The sequence below is a fragment of the Janibacter melonis genome, assembly GCF_003721155.3.
GTDB lineage: Bacteria > Actinomycetota > Actinomycetes > Actinomycetales > Dermatophilaceae > Marihabitans > Marihabitans melonis.
The window spans coordinates 746,096-759,210 of record NZ_CP044548.2 but is presented as its reverse complement, the minus strand read 5'-3'; the positions used below and the strand labels follow the sequence as shown (position 1 = coordinate 759,210).

The window sequence follows — 13,115 nt, the reverse complement described above, 5'->3', positions numbered from 1 at the left end:
GCGGGCGGGTCGGCGGACGGCAGGGCTGCAAGCCTCGTCACGGGTCCACCGAGGTCTAGTCTAAGCGGCACTCACGGCGGGCCGACCGGCCTGCCCGCGGCCTCGGAAGGGCACCCTCGATGAGCTTCAACGACAACGCGTCCCTCGACACCTCCCGGATGGGCGGCGGAGGGGGCGGCGGCCGCGGTCCGGTGGTCGCCGGCGGTGGGCTCCTCGGGCTCATCGTGCTCGTGCTCTCGCTCTTCTTCGGCGGCGGTCTGCCCGGGGGCGACGGCGGCGGGACCGACCCCCAGGGCGGCGGCCAGAGCCAGGGCTTCGAGGAGTGCAAGACGGGCGCCGACGCGAACCGCAGCGCGAAGTGCCGGATGGTCGGCGGCGAGAACAGCCTCTACGACTTCTGGAGCAACCAGCCGCAGGTCAAGGCCGCGCTGGACAAGCAGGGCCAGGACTTCCCGCCCGCGAAGCTCAACGTCTACTCCGGCACGACCCAGTCGCAGTGCGGCACCGCGAGCAACCAGGTCGGTCCCTTCTACTGCCCCCTCGACCGCGGCATCTACATCGACACCGACTTCTTCTCGATCATGGAGACCCAGCTCGGCGCCGAGGACGGCCCGCTCGCCGAGCTGTACATCCTCGCCCACGAGTACGGCCACCACGTGCAGAACCTCTACGGGGTGCTCGAGGAGTCGCAGAAGGACCCGCGCGGCGCCGACTCCGGCGCGGTGCGCGTCGAGCTCATGGCCGACTGCTTCGCCGGGATGTGGGTCCAGGACGCGAGCGGCACGAAGGACGCGAACGGCGTCACGCTGCTCGAGGAGCCCACGGACGAGCAGATCCGCAACGCGCTCGGCGCCGCGAAGTCCGTCGGCGACGACGAGATCCAGAAGAAGTCGAGCGGCCAGGTCAACCCCGAGGACTGGACCCACGGGTCGGCCAAGGCCCGCCAGGGCTGGTTCATCAAGGGGATGAAGGCCCAGAGCATCAACGACTGCGACACCTTCGAGGTCAGCGACCCCGAGAACCCGTGAGCCCGTGAGCCCGCGGGGCCGCGGCGCGTGACGCCTCGGCTCAGCTGCCGGTCCGGTGCGACGAGCTCGTGGCCGAGCCCCAGGGCGCCTGGGCCGGCACGTGGAGGCGCACCCGCGTCCCCTTCGGGTAGTACCGGTTCACCGGGAGGTGGACCGACCCGGCCGCGTCGGTGAGCCGGCTGCCCGTGCGGAACTCCTGCTGGTCCGTGCCCGGCTTGCGCACGAGGAGCCAGGCGGGGGTGCCGGCGCGCGGCGAGCCGTCGCGCCGGGCGGTGACGGAGGCGGAGACGCCGACCCCGCGGTCCCAGCCGGTGCGCCACGTCGAGTCGAGGTCGATCGCCGTCGTGTCGGTCTCGACGGCCGCAGCCGTCGTCGTCGCGCTCCCCCAGCCGCCGGCGGACGGCACGTCGACGCGCACGCGGGTGCCCCGGGGGTAGTAGCGGTTGACGGCGAGGTGCACGCTCCCGTCGGCACCGGTGAGCCGGCTGCTCATCGCCCGCTCCGGCTGCCCCGGCAGCCGGGCCATGAGCCGGGCGCGCACCCCGGGCAGACCGCGGCCGCCGACGCCCTCGGTGATCGTGCTCGTGATCCCCTTCCCACGGGCCCACCCGATCGGCCAGGTCGAGGTGAGGTCGACCGGGGCGGGGTCGCTCGTCGACATCGTCACCGTGGTGTCCCACAGGCCGTTGTTGAAGGTCGTGTACGGACCGGCCAGCCAGGCGACGTCGACCGGCCCGTCCTGGGCTCCCCAGGGGGTCGCCGGCGTGCGGTTGCCCTGGGTCGAGCCGGACGTCACCGGTCGTCGCTGCCAGGTCTGGCCCTCGTCCGCCGTGCGGTACTCGACGAGCTCGCGCTCCCCGACCGACCCGGGTCCCTGGACGAGGAAGACCCGACCGGGGTCGTCGTGGCGCATCGTGATGCCGGACGGCTGCGGGCCGGGGGCCCGGTCGAGGGTCGTCGCGGCCCAGCCGCCGGCGCCGAGGCGGAACCACTTGTAGGTCCACATGTCGGTGGCGACGTCGCCCGTCGTGAGGACGAGCGCCGGCCGCCCCGCGGCGTCGAGGGCGATGTCGTAGATCCGGGCCCGGCCGTCGGCGCTGCGCCCGTCGTAGACGAGCGTGGCCTCGCGCGGGTCGATCGGCCGCGGCGCCGCGCCGCCGGACCCGGCGACCTCGCTCAGCGTGCGGATCGTCGAGCCGTCGCTGCGACGGAAGACCCCGTCGGCGAGCGTGAGGTGGTACATCGAGCTCAGCTGGGTCGGCGTCGCCATCGTGTCGGAGACGGCGACGTGGATGGTGCGCCGCCCGTCGGTGACGAACTTCGGGTAGGGCGCGTTCTCGCGGGTGGGGTGGTCGAAGAGGCGCACCGCGGGGGTCCACCGCACGAGGTCCTTGCTCCGCGTCATCACCCAGGCGTTGTCCACCGCCCGGCGGGTGAAGAGGTGGTAGCGGTAGGCGCCCTCGCTCAGCTGGAGCATCACCGTGTACGTCACCCGGTCGCGCTCCAGCCCGGAGCCGACGAGGCGCTGGGTGGGGCCGAAGGTCGTGACGTCCCCCGCCTGCTCGGTGACCCGGTAGCGCGCCGGCACCGCCGCGTGACCGTTCCAGAAGGCGGCGATGCGGCCGTCCGGCAGCTCGGTGAGCGACGGGGCGTTGTGGTCGTCGGGCTGGAAGCGGGCGTGCAGGACGGCGTGGGAGAGCTCGGCGCTGCCGCGCGCGACGCGAGTCACCTGGATGTCGCCGTTGTTGCGCACGCTCGAGAGGTAGGTCGCCGTCGACGTGCCGAGCACCCGGGGATCCATGTACCACGACCAGGCCGAGGAGGTGACGACCCGAGCGGTCCGCGTCGACGTCGCGGTGCGCCGGGGCGCGACCGTGCGCGCGCGGACGACCGGCTGGCGGGTCGAGCTCAGCGCGCCGCGGGCGACGTCACCTCGGGTCATGTACGGCTCGGGCAGCGGGTCGGGCCCGGCTGCCCGACCGGGCGCCGCCGGCGCGAGGCCGAGCAGCGCGGTGCCGAGCACGGCGACGAGCATGGTGGTGGTCCGACGGCGCACTGCGTGATCTCCCCTGGCTGCGGCCGCGACCGTCCCAGGTCGTCGGCTCCGCAGGGCACGGTAGTGCGTGCCCTGCGGCCCTCGTCGTCAGGGGTCGCGGATCGTGATCCTCACGTGACGTGCCCGGCGCAGGGCGTCCTGCAGGACGGTCAGGCGGGGGTCGGGCAGGTCGGGCAGCTCACGACGTGGCAGCTCGCGAAGGGGGCGCAGCCGCGGGTCCTCGAGGAGCTGGGCGAGCAGCGCCCGGTCTCCCCCGAGGACGAGACCGCGGACCCCCTTCGCACCGTCGGGCAGGGCGGCCAGGACCCGGGCCGCGTGGTCGCCGCAGGCGCCGACCAGCTCGTCGGCCTGGTTGCCGCGACGGCGGGCGTAGCGCTGCTGGGACCACCCGCCCTTCTTCGTGCGGGATTGCACGTAGCGGGTGCCGACCTTGTGCGCGACGAGCTCGGCACCGACGGCCACGCCGACGCCGTAGCCGCCGCGGCGCACGAGGAGCAGCGCGAGCGGGTCGTGCTCGAAGCGCTCGACCGCGACGACCTCCTGGCGCTCGACCTCGGCCCGCTGGGCGTTGCTCTCCTCGAAGCGCTCCCGCCACCGCGGGTAGCGCTGCGCGTCGACCTCGACGACGCGCTCAGGCACGGGGGTCGGCGATCGCGTCGACGTCGCCCAGCAGACCCATGACGGGGGGCGACATCTCGGTCTGGACGAGCGCGACGCCGCACCAGCCCGAGGGGTCGAGCCAGCAGTCGGTGCCCAGCCCACCGGTCCAGCCGAAGCGCCCCGCGCCGGGGCCGGCGGTGCGGATGCCGACGCCCAGCCCCCAGCCGGTGCCCTCCCAGAAGCGCTCGGAGTACGGGAAGCTCTCGGGCGTCTTGGCCCGGTCGGGGACGGCGTCGGTGCGCATGAGACGGCGCAGCTCGTCACCGACGAAGGGGTGACCCTGGGCGTCGCGACCGTCGTGGAGCATGCGCAGCAGCGCGAGGACGTCGGCGGCCGTGGAGACGAGCTCGCCGTGGCTCACGTCGCGGCCGGGGTCGCCGGCGTACGAGCCGGCGTGGAGGGGGTCGGTCTCGACGAGGGCGTCGTCCCACCGGTAGGCGGCGGGGAGCCGGTGCAGCTGGTCCTGCGGCACCCACGAGCCGGTGTCGGGCATCTCCAGCGGGTCGAGGAGGACCTCGCGGAGGTGCTCGTGGAGGGGACGGCCGGCGCGCCGCGACAGCAGCACGCCGAGCAGCCCGAAGGAGTGGTGGTAGCGCCAGACCTCGCCGGGCTGCCCGACGAGCGGGAGCGCACCGAGGCGCTCCACCCAGGTGCTCGCGTCGAGCGCCCACGGCCGAGGGCCGGCGGCGAGCTCGGAGCGCTCCATCGCCGCTCCGAGCGGGCTGGTCTCGTCGACGATGCCGTAGCCGCTCGTGCACGTGAGGAGGTGGCGCACGGTGATCGCGCGCTCGGCCGGGACCGTCCGGTCCAGGGTCGCACCGGGGTGCTCGAGCACCTGGGGGTCGGCGAGCTCGGGCAGCCAGCGGGCGACCTCGTCCTCGAGGCGCAGCCCGTCGGTCTCGACGAGCCGCAGCACGGCCGCCGCGAGGACGACCTTCGTCATCGACTGCACCCTCATGACCGCGTCCGGCGGCATGGGCGGGCCGTCGAGCGCCATCCGACCGGCGCCGACCGGCCGGGCTCCCCCGTCGCGCGTCGGGGCGGCGGGGCCGACGGCCGCCACCGCCCCGACGAGGACGCCGTCGTCGACGTGGCGCTGCAGGACGTCGGCGAGCTCGCTCATCCGCTCAGCCTGCCAGCGCCACGCGCGCGGGGCGAGCCCTCAGATGTTGAAGCCGAGGGCGCGCAGCTGCTCGCGGCCGTCGTCGGTGATCTTGTCCGGGCCCCACGGCGGCATCCACACCCAGTTGATGCGATGCCCGGTGACGAGCCCGTCGACGGCCTGGGCTACCTGGTCCTCGATGACGTCGGTCAGCGGGCAGGCCGCCGAGGTGAGCGTCATGTCGACGACGGCGTGGTTCTGCGGGTCGACGGTGATGCCGTAGACGAGGCCGAGGTCGACGACGTTGATGCCGAGCTCGGGGTCGACGACGTCGCGCAGGGCCTCCTCGACGTCGGCCACGTTGGCGGGGGTCTGCGTCGTGCTCATGCCTGCTCTCCTTCGGTCGCGGTGACGTCGACGCCCGCCTGGGCGAGGGCGTCGGTGAGGGCCATCCAGCCCAGCAGCGCGCACTTGACGCGCGCGGGGTACTTCGCGACGCCGGCCAGGGCGACGCCGTCGCCGATGACCTCCTCGTCGCCGGGGTCCTGCCCCTTGCTCGTGAGCATGTGCCGCATCGCGGCATGGGTGCGCATCGCCTCGGCGATCTCCTCCCCGGTCACCTCGGTGGCCAGGATCGAGGTCGACGCGGTCGAGATCGAGCACCCGGTCGCCTCGTAGGAGATGTCGGCGATCCGGGCGTCGGCACCGGCGCCCTCGACGTGCACCCGCAGGGTGACCTCGTCACCGCACGTGGGGTTGACGTGGTGCACCTCGGCGTCGTGCCCCTCGCGCAGCCCGGCGCCGTGCGGGCGCTTGCTGTGCTCGAGGATCAGCTCTTGGTAGAGGTCCATCAGACGGAGACGCTCCCTGTCGTCGTGTCGAGGCCGAAGACCGCGGGGATGCGGTCGAGGGCGGTGAGGAAGGCCGCGACCTCGCCGGGGGTGTTGTAGACGGCGAGCGAGACCCGCGCGGAGGCCGCGATGCCGTAGCGGCGGTGCAGCGGCCAGGCGCAGTGGTGACCCACACGCACTGCAACACCGGAGTCGTCGAGGATCTGCCCGACGTCGTGCGCGTGGACGCCGTCGACGACGAAGGCCACGGCCGCGCCGCGGTGCATCATGTCCGTCGGGCCGACGACGCGGACCCAGGGGCGCTCGGCGAGACCGTCGAGGACGAGCCGGGTCAGGGCCTGCTCGTGTGCCGCGATGCGGTCCATGCCGATGCCCTCGACCCAGCGCAGCGCGGCGCCGAGACCGATCGCCTGGCTCGTCATGGGCACGCCGGCCTCGAAGCGGGTGGGCGGGGGCGCGTACGTCGAGCGCTCCATGTGGACGGTCTCGATCATCGAGCCGCCGGTGAGGAAGGGCGGCATCGCCGCGAGCAGCTCCGAGCGGCCCCACAGCACGCCGATGCCGGACGGCCCGTAGACCTTGTGCCCGGAGAAGGCGATGTAGTCGGCGCCGAGCGTGCTCACGTCGATGCTCAGGTGCGGCACCGACTGGCAGGCGTCGACGACGACGAGCGCGCCCACGGCATGCGCGGCGTCGGCGACCTCGCGCACGGGGTTGACCGTGCCGAGGACGTTGCTCACGTGCGTGAGGGCGACGACCTTCGTGCGCTCGGTGACGAGCTCGCCGAGGTCGGTGAGGTCGAGCCGGCCCTCGTCGGTGACGCCGATCCAGCGCAGGGTCGCCCCGGTGCGCCGGCACAGCTCCTGCCACGGCACGAGGTTCGCGTGGTGCTCCATCTCGGTGACGAGGACCTCGTCGCCGGGCCCGAGCACGAAGCGCTCGTGACCGGGGATGTCGCTGTGCGCGGCGTTGCTGAAGGCGTACGCGACGAGGTTGAGCGCCTCGGTCGCGTTCTTGGTGAAGACGACCTCGTCCTCACGGCCGCCGACGAAGCGGGCGACGACGCGCCGGGCGTCCTCGTAGGCCTCGGTGGCCTCCTCCGAGAGCGCGTGCGCCCCACGGTGCGGGGCCGAGTTGGCCGTGACGAGGAAGTCGCGCTCGGCGTCGAGGACGGCGAGCGGCTTGTGCGAGGTCGCGCCGGAGTCGAGGTAGACCAGCGGCTTGTCGTCGCGCACCGTCCGCCCGAGGATGGGGAACTCGCCGCGCAGGGCGGCGAGCTCCCGCTCGTCGAGGAGGCCGGTCATCAGGCGCTCGCGGTGATGAACCGGTCGTAGCCGTTCGCCTCGAGCTCGTCGGCGAGCTCGGGGCCACCCTGCTCGGCGATCGCGCCGTCGACGAAGACGTGGACGTGGTCCGGCGTGATGTAGCGCAGGATCCGGGTGTAGTGCGTGATGAGCAGGACACCGGAGCCGGTGGCCTCCTTGGCGCGGTTGACGCCCTCGGAGACGATACGCAGCGCGTCGACGTCGAGACCGGAGTCGGTCTCGTCGAGGACGGCGAACTTCGGCTCGAGCAGCTCCATCTGGAGGATCTCGTGGCGCTTCTTCTCGCCGCCGGAGAAGCCCTCGTTGACGTTGCGCTCGGCGAAGGCGGAGTCCATCTTCAGACCCTCCATCGCGCCCTTGACGTCCTTGACCCAGGTGCGCAGCTTCGGCGCCTCACCGGTGACGGCGGTCTTCGCGGTGCGCAGGAAGTTGCTCACCGTGACGCCGGGGACCTCGACGGGGTACTGCATCGCGAGGAAGAGCCCGGCGCGGGCGCGCTCGTCGACCGACATCGCGAGGACGTCGTCGCCGTCGAGGGTCACGGTGCCGGAGGTGACGGTGTACTTCGGGTGCCCGGCGATCGAGTACGCCAGGGTGGACTTGCCCGAGCCGTTGGGGCCCATGATCGCGTGGGTCTCGCCGCTGCGGATCGTCAGCGTGACGCCCTTGAGGATCTCCTTGGGGCCGTCCTCGGTGTCGACGCTGACGTGCAGGTCGCGGATCTCGAGGGTGCTCATGCGGTGCTCACTTCTCTCGTGTCGTGCGAAGGGGGATGTCGGTGGGCCGCTCAGCGGCGGCCGGTGGCCAGGGCGACGTAGACCGCACCGGTCTCGTCGACGCTGACCTGGTGGACGGCGACGGGGATCGTCGCCGGCAGCCCGGAGGGCTGGCCGGTGCGCACGTCGAAGGTCGAGCCGTGGAGCCAGCACTCGAGCTGGCAGCCCTCGAGCTCGCCCTCGGACAGCGATACGGCCGCGTGGGTGCACGTGTCGTCGATCGCGTGGATCGCGCCGTCCTCGGTGCGGATCATCGCGACGAGCCGGCCGTCGACCTCGGCCTGGGCGGCCCCGGTCTCGGGCAGGTCGTCCCGGTGGCAGACGTGGACGGGCTCGCCGTACGTCGGCTCGGCGACGGCGCTCACGACGCGTCCGCGGGGGCGAGCGAGCTGAGGTCGACCCCGGCGAGCTCGGCCTCGATCGCACCCATGATGCGCTCGGTGACCTCGGGGACGCCGATCCGCCCGATGGTGCTCGCGAAGAAGCCGCGCACGACGAGCTGACGGGCCTCCTCCACCGGGATCCCGCGGGACTGGAGGTAGAAGAGGTGCTGCGCGTCGAGCCGGCCGGTCGTCGAGGCGTGGCCGGCGCCGGCGATCTCGCCGGTCTCGATCTCGAGGTTGGGGACCGAGTCGGCGCGCGCGCCGTCGGTGAGCACGAGGTTGCGGTTGAGCTCGTAGGTGTCGGTGCCCTCGGCTGCCGCGCGGATGAGGACGTCGCCGACCCACACGGTGCGGGCGGTCTCGCCCTGCAGGGCGCCCTTGTACTCGACGTTGCTCGTGCAGTGCGGCGCCTCGTGGTCGACGAAGAGCCGGTGCTCGAGGTGCTGGCCGCTGTCGGCGAAGTAGACGCCCAGACCCTCGAAGCTGGCCCCGGGGCCGGCGTAGGTCGCGTTCGTGCTCAGCCGCACGACGCCACCGCCGAGGGTGACGGCGATGTGACGCACGCGGGCGTCACGGCCGACGACGACGTCGTGCTGCGCCAGGTGCTGGGCGCTGTCGGCCCACTCCTGGGTGCTCACGAGGGTGAGGTCGGAGCCGTCGCCGGTGACGACGCTCAGCAGCTCGCTGTAGCGCGCGTCGCCGGTGTGCTCGACGACGACCGTCGCGCGGGCGAAGCGGCCGACGGTGACGAGGACGTGGCCGTAGGCGGTGCCGCCGTCGCCGGACAGGCGCAGGTGCACCGGCGCGGAGACGTCGGCATCGGCGGGGACCTGCAGGTGCAGGACCCCGTCGGACCCGCTGGCGGCGAGGACCGCGGCGCGGTCGGCCGGCTCGGGCGCGCCGAGCTCGCGGGCCTGCTCCGAGGTGATGACCGAGGTGGTCACGCCCTCGGGCAGCGACTCCTCGCGGGAGAGCGCACCGCCCGTCGACTCGCCGCCGAGCAGCGAGTGCAGGTCGGCGACCGGCGTGAAGCGCCAGTCCTCCTCGCGGCCCGTGGGGACCGCGAAGTCCGCGGGGTCGAAGGAGCGCGTGCGCTCCGCCCGCGACTGGTCGGGGACGACCGGGCCGCCGTGGCTGTGCGCCCTCGGGTTGGGGGTGCTCGGGTTCTGCGTCAGCAGGCTCAACCCACTGCTCCTTCCATCTGCAGCTCGATGAGGCGGTTGAGCTCGAGGGCGTACTCCATCGGCAGCTCCTTGGCGATGGGCTCGACGAAGCCGCGCACGATCATCGCCATCGCCTCCTCCTCGCTCATCCCGCGGGACATGAGGTAGAAGAGCTGGTCGTCGGAGACCTTCGAGACGGTCGCCTCGTGACCCATCTGCACGTCGTCCTCGCGGACGTCGACGTAGGGGTAGGTGTCGGACCGGCTGATCGTGTCGACGAGCAGCGCGTCGCAGACCACGGAGGCCTTCGAGTTCGTCGCGCCCTCGAGGACCTGGACGAGACCGCGGTAGCTCGTGCGGCCGCCGCCACGGGCGACCGACTTGCTGACGATCGTGCTCGAGGTGTTCGGGGCGGCGTGGACCATCTTGCTGCCCGCGTCCTGGTGCTGGCCCTCGCCGGCGAAGGCGATGGACAGGGTCTCGCCCCGGGCGTGCTCGCCCATGAGGAAGACGGCCGGGTACTTCATCGTCACCTTGGAGCCGATGTTGCCGTCGATCCACTCCATCGTCGCGCCCTCGGCGCACGTCGCGCGCTTGGTGACGAGGTTGTAGACGTTGTTGCTCCAGTTCTGGATCGTCGTGTAGCGCACGCGGGCGTTCTTCTTCACGACGATCTCGACGACGGCGCTGTGCAGGCTGTCGGTCTTGTAGATCGGGGCGGTGCAGCCCTCGACGTAGTGCACGTAGCTGCCCTCGTCGGCGATGATCAGCGTCCGCTCGAACTGGCCCATGTTCTCGGTGTTGATCCGGAAGTAGGCCTGCAGCGGGATGTCGACGTGGACGCCCGGGGGCACGTAGATGAAGGAGCCGCCCGACCACACCGCGGTGTTGAGCGCGGCGAACTTGTTGTCGCCGGCGGGGATGACGGTGCCGAAGTACTCGCGGAAGAGGTCCTCGTGCTCGCGCAGCCCGCTGTCGGTGTCGACGAAGATGACGCCCTTCTCCTCCAGGTCCTCGCGGATCTGGTGGTAGACGACCTCGGACTCGTACTGCGCGGCGACACCGGCGACGAGACGCTGCTTCTCCGCCTCGGGGATGCCGAGCCGGTCGTAGGTCGCCTTGATGTCCTCGGGCAGGTCCTCCCAGCTCGTGGCCTGCTTCTCCGTCGACTTCACGAAGTACTTGATGTTCTGGAAGTCGATGCCGGTGAGGTCGCTGCCCCAGCTCGGCATGGGCTTCTTCTCGAACAGGCCGAGGGACTTGCGGCGCAGGGCCTGCATCCACTCGGGCTCGTTCTTGCGCCCGGAGATGTCGTCGACGACGGCCTGGCTCAGACCGCGCTGCGCGGAGGCGCCGGCGGTGTCGGAGTCGGCCCAGCCGTACTCGTAGCGGCCGATGTCCTTGAGGCCGGGGTTGAGGTCTTCGATGTTCGTGGTCATCGTGAGCCCCTCTCTTCAGGGTGGGTGGACGAGCTGGTGGACGGGGGGATGTCGGGGGTGGGCACGAAGGTCGTGCACACGTGGTCGCCCTGCGCGAGCGTGGCGAGCCGCTGGACGTGCACGCCGAGCAGTCGGGAGAAGGACTCGCGCTCGGCCTCGCAGAAGTCGGGGAACTCGGCGGCGACGTGCTGCACCGGGCAGTGACCCTGGCACAGCTGGACGCCGGCGAGACCACCGGCCCCCACCGGACGGGCGGAGGCGGCGAAGCCCTCGCGGCGCAGCGCGGAGACGAGCGCCTCGGTGCGAGCGCGGGGGTCGGGACCGGCCGCGGTGACGTCTGCCTCGTAGCGCTCCTCGACCCGGGTCATCCGGGCGCGGGCGAAGTCGGCGACGGCCTGCGGGCCGGCCGCGGCGGCGAGGAATCGGACCGCGTCGCCGGCGAGGGTCTCGTAGCCCGCGGGCAGGACGTCGTGCCCGGCGCCGGTGACGACCCACTCGCGGGCGGGCCGACCGCGGCCGCGCTTGCTGGCCGCGGGGTCGCGGTCCTCGACGAGACCGTCGAGGGCGAGCTGGTCGAGGTGCCGGCGCACGCCGGGCGGGGTGAGGCCGAGATCGGCGGCGAGACGAGCCGCGGTGATCGGTCCTCGCTCGCTCACGGTCGCGAGGACGCGGTCGCGGGTACGCGCGTCGCTCTCGGCAGGGCCGAGGTCGTGCGGCTGGGCCGCGCGTCGCGTATTAACCACACACCCATGTTACGTAAATCGGGAGAGCGTCACAAAGGAAGGCGACCCTTACCGTCCGCGACCCGGGCAGGGGGTGCGAAGGGGTGCCCCCGACGACCGTAGACTGCCCTCCCGTGACCGCCGTAGCCGTGACCGACCTCCACCGGTCCTTCGGCTCCGTGCGCGCGGTCGACGGGGCCACCCTCACCGCCGAGCTCGGCGAGATCACGTGCGTCCTCGGGCCGAACGGCGCCGGCAAGACGACGACCGTCGAGTGCCTCGAGGGCCTGCAGCGCCCCGACTCCGGCACGGTCCGCGTCCTCGGCACCGACCCCTGGCACGCCGATGCCGCGCACCGCGCGCGGGTCGGCGTCATGCTCCAGGACGGCGGGCTGCCCCAGTCGGTCTCGCCGCAGCGCCTGCTCGCCCATCTCGAGCGGCTGCACGGCAGCGTCAGCCGTCGCGACGAGCTCGTCGAGTCCCTGGGCATCGCCCCCTTCGCCCGCACCGCCGTGCGCCGGCTCAGCGGGGGCCAGCGCCAGCGCCTCGCCCTCGCGGCCGCGCTCGTCGGCCGCCCCGAGGTGGCCTTCCTCGACGAGCCGGCCGCCGGGCTCGACCCCCACGCCCAGCGCGAGGTGCACGCCCTCCTGCGCCGCGTGAGCGACGAGGGCGCGGCGCTCCTCGTGACGACGCACTCCTTCGCCGAGGCCGAGCGCCTCGCCGACCGCGTCGTCATCATGCACGCGGGCCGCGTCGTCGCGGCCGGCACGCTCGCCGAGGTCGGCGGCGACTCCCTCGAGGAGCGCTACTTCGCCCTGACGAGCGGGGAGGCCGCATGAGCACCGCGACGCCGCCGTCCGCGCGTCCCTCTCCCGCCCCGGCGTCCCGCCGGGTGCTCGCCCAGGCCGGCTACGAGGCCGGCGTGCTGCTGCGCAACGGCGAGCAGCTCCTCGTCTCGCTCGTCCTGCCCCTCCTCGCGCTCGTCGGGCTGGTCCTCGCGCCCTACCCCGACCTGCCCGAGCCCCGCGTCGACGCCGTCGCCCCGGGGGTCCTCGCCCTCGTCGTCGTGAGCACCGCCTTCACCGGGCAGGCCATCCAGACCGGCTTCGACCGGCGCTACGGCGTCCTGCGGCTGCTCGGCACGACGCCGCTCGGCCGCGACGGCCTGCTCCTGGGCAAGGCGCTCGCGGTACTCGCCGCGCTCGTCGGTCAGCTCGTCGTCGTCGGGGCGGCCGCCCTGACCATGGGCTGGCGGCCGGCCTGGTCGGGCCTGCCCACCGGCGTGGTCAGCGTCGCCCTCGGGGCCTGGGCCTTCGTCGCCCTCGCCCTCGTGCTCGCAGGGACGCTGCGGGCCGAGGCCGTCCTCGCGCTCGCCAACCTCGTGTGGGTCCTCCTCGCGGGTGCCGGCGGGCTGCTGCTCGCCTCCGAGGTCTTCTCCCCCGGCCTGGCGGCCGTGACTCGCTGGCTCCCCTCGGGCGCGCTCGGCGACGCGATGCGCGTGTCCGCCGACGGCGGGCTGCCGTGGGCGCCGTGGCTCGTGCTCCTCGGCTGGGCGCTCGGCCTGAGCGCGGTCGCCGTGCGCACCTTCCGCTGGGACGACTGAGCCGGGC

The 13,115-nt window shown here is 73.2% G+C and carries 14 protein-coding genes; 3 read left to right on the top strand and 11 right to left on the bottom strand.

Going from position 1 to position 13,115, the window contains the following annotated elements; genetic code table 11:
• Nucleotides 1-119: 119 nt before the first annotated feature.
• Entirely contained in the window at nt 120-1,028 is a 909-nt protein-coding gene (gene ypfJ, locus EEW87_RS03565) for a KPN_02809 family neutral zinc metallopeptidase (protein ID WP_123091723.1), read from the top strand.
• Between the two features lie 40 nt (nt 1,029-1,068).
• On the opposite strand, the gene EEW87_RS03560 is transcribed toward ypfJ, so the two are convergent.
• From EEW87_RS03560 to EEW87_RS03510, 11 genes are all read right to left on the bottom strand, one after another.
• Nucleotides 1,069-3,084 (bottom strand): BNR-4 repeat-containing protein, encoded by a 2,016-nt coding sequence (locus tag EEW87_RS03560; protein ID WP_123091722.1) that lies wholly within the window; start codon nt 3,082-3,084, stop codon nt 1,069-1,071.
• Between the two features lie 87 nt (nt 3,085-3,171).
• Nucleotides 3,172-3,723, bottom strand: a complete 552-nt coding sequence (locus EEW87_RS03555) for an acVLRF1 family peptidyl-tRNA hydrolase (RefSeq protein WP_123091721.1) — start codon at nt 3,721-3,723, stop codon at nt 3,172-3,174.
• Nucleotides 3,716-4,867 carry a serine hydrolase domain-containing protein gene (locus EEW87_RS03550; RefSeq protein ID WP_123091720.1) on the bottom strand — a complete coding sequence of 384 codons (1,152 nt, stop codon included), beginning with the start codon at nt 4,865-4,867 and terminating at the stop codon, nt 3,716-3,718. The genes EEW87_RS03555 and EEW87_RS03550 overlap by 8 nt, the downstream gene beginning before the upstream one ends.
• A 39-nt stretch (nt 4,868-4,906) precedes the next feature.
• Nucleotides 4,907-5,233: a metal-sulfur cluster assembly factor gene (locus EEW87_RS03545; RefSeq protein WP_123091719.1), complete on the bottom strand. Its 327-nt coding sequence runs from the start codon at nt 5,231-5,233 to the stop codon at nt 4,907-4,909.
• Nucleotides 5,230-5,697 carry a Fe-S cluster assembly sulfur transfer protein SufU gene (gene sufU, locus EEW87_RS03540; RefSeq protein ID WP_123091718.1) on the bottom strand — a complete coding sequence of 156 codons (468 nt, stop codon included), beginning with the start codon at nt 5,695-5,697 and terminating at the stop codon, nt 5,230-5,232. Before sufU ends, EEW87_RS03545 begins: the two co-directional genes overlap by 4 nt.
• Nucleotides 5,697-7,001: an aminotransferase class V-fold PLP-dependent enzyme gene (locus EEW87_RS03535; protein ID WP_123091717.1), complete on the bottom strand. Its 1,305-nt coding sequence runs from the start codon at nt 6,999-7,001 to the stop codon at nt 5,697-5,699. The genes sufU and EEW87_RS03535 overlap by 1 nt, the downstream gene beginning before the upstream one ends.
• On the bottom strand, nt 7,001-7,759 hold the full coding sequence (sufC, locus tag EEW87_RS03530; protein ID WP_068275960.1) for a Fe-S cluster assembly ATPase SufC: 759 nt from the start codon (nt 7,757-7,759) through the stop codon (nt 7,001-7,003). The genes EEW87_RS03535 and sufC overlap by 1 nt, the downstream gene beginning before the upstream one ends.
• Nucleotides 7,760-7,809: 50 nt before the next feature.
• The gene (locus EEW87_RS03525; RefSeq protein WP_123091716.1) at nt 7,810-8,163 is read right to left on the bottom strand and encodes a non-heme iron oxygenase ferredoxin subunit; all 354 of its coding nucleotides are present in this window, start codon (nt 8,161-8,163) and stop codon (nt 7,810-7,812) included.
• Nucleotides 8,160-9,365, bottom strand: coding sequence for a Fe-S cluster assembly protein SufD (sufD, locus tag EEW87_RS03520; RefSeq protein ID WP_123091715.1), 1,206 nt, complete (start codon nt 9,363-9,365; stop codon nt 8,160-8,162). Before sufD ends, EEW87_RS03525 begins: the two co-directional genes overlap by 4 nt.
• Entirely contained in the window at nt 9,362-10,783 is a 1,422-nt protein-coding gene (gene sufB / locus EEW87_RS03515) for a Fe-S cluster assembly protein SufB (protein ID WP_123091714.1), read from the bottom strand. Before sufB ends, sufD begins: the two co-directional genes overlap by 4 nt.
• On the bottom strand, nt 10,780-11,526 hold the full coding sequence (locus EEW87_RS03510; protein ID WP_123091713.1) for a helix-turn-helix transcriptional regulator: 747 nt from the start codon (nt 11,524-11,526) through the stop codon (nt 10,780-10,782). Before EEW87_RS03510 ends, sufB begins: the two co-directional genes overlap by 4 nt.
• Before the next feature lie 113 nt (nt 11,527-11,639).
• Here EEW87_RS03510 and EEW87_RS03505 point away from each other — a divergent pair, with 113 nt between their 5' ends.
• Together EEW87_RS03505 and EEW87_RS03500 are read left to right on the top strand one after the other, a co-directional pair.
• Nucleotides 11,640-12,344, top strand: coding sequence for an ABC transporter ATP-binding protein (locus EEW87_RS03505; RefSeq protein ID WP_123091712.1), 705 nt, complete (start codon nt 11,640-11,642; stop codon nt 12,342-12,344).
• Nucleotides 12,341-13,108, top strand: coding sequence for an ABC-2 transporter permease (locus EEW87_RS03500; RefSeq protein WP_123091711.1), 768 nt, complete (start codon nt 12,341-12,343; stop codon nt 13,106-13,108). The genes EEW87_RS03505 and EEW87_RS03500 overlap by 4 nt, the downstream gene beginning before the upstream one ends.
• The last annotated feature ends 7 nt before the right edge of the window (nt 13,109-13,115 follow it).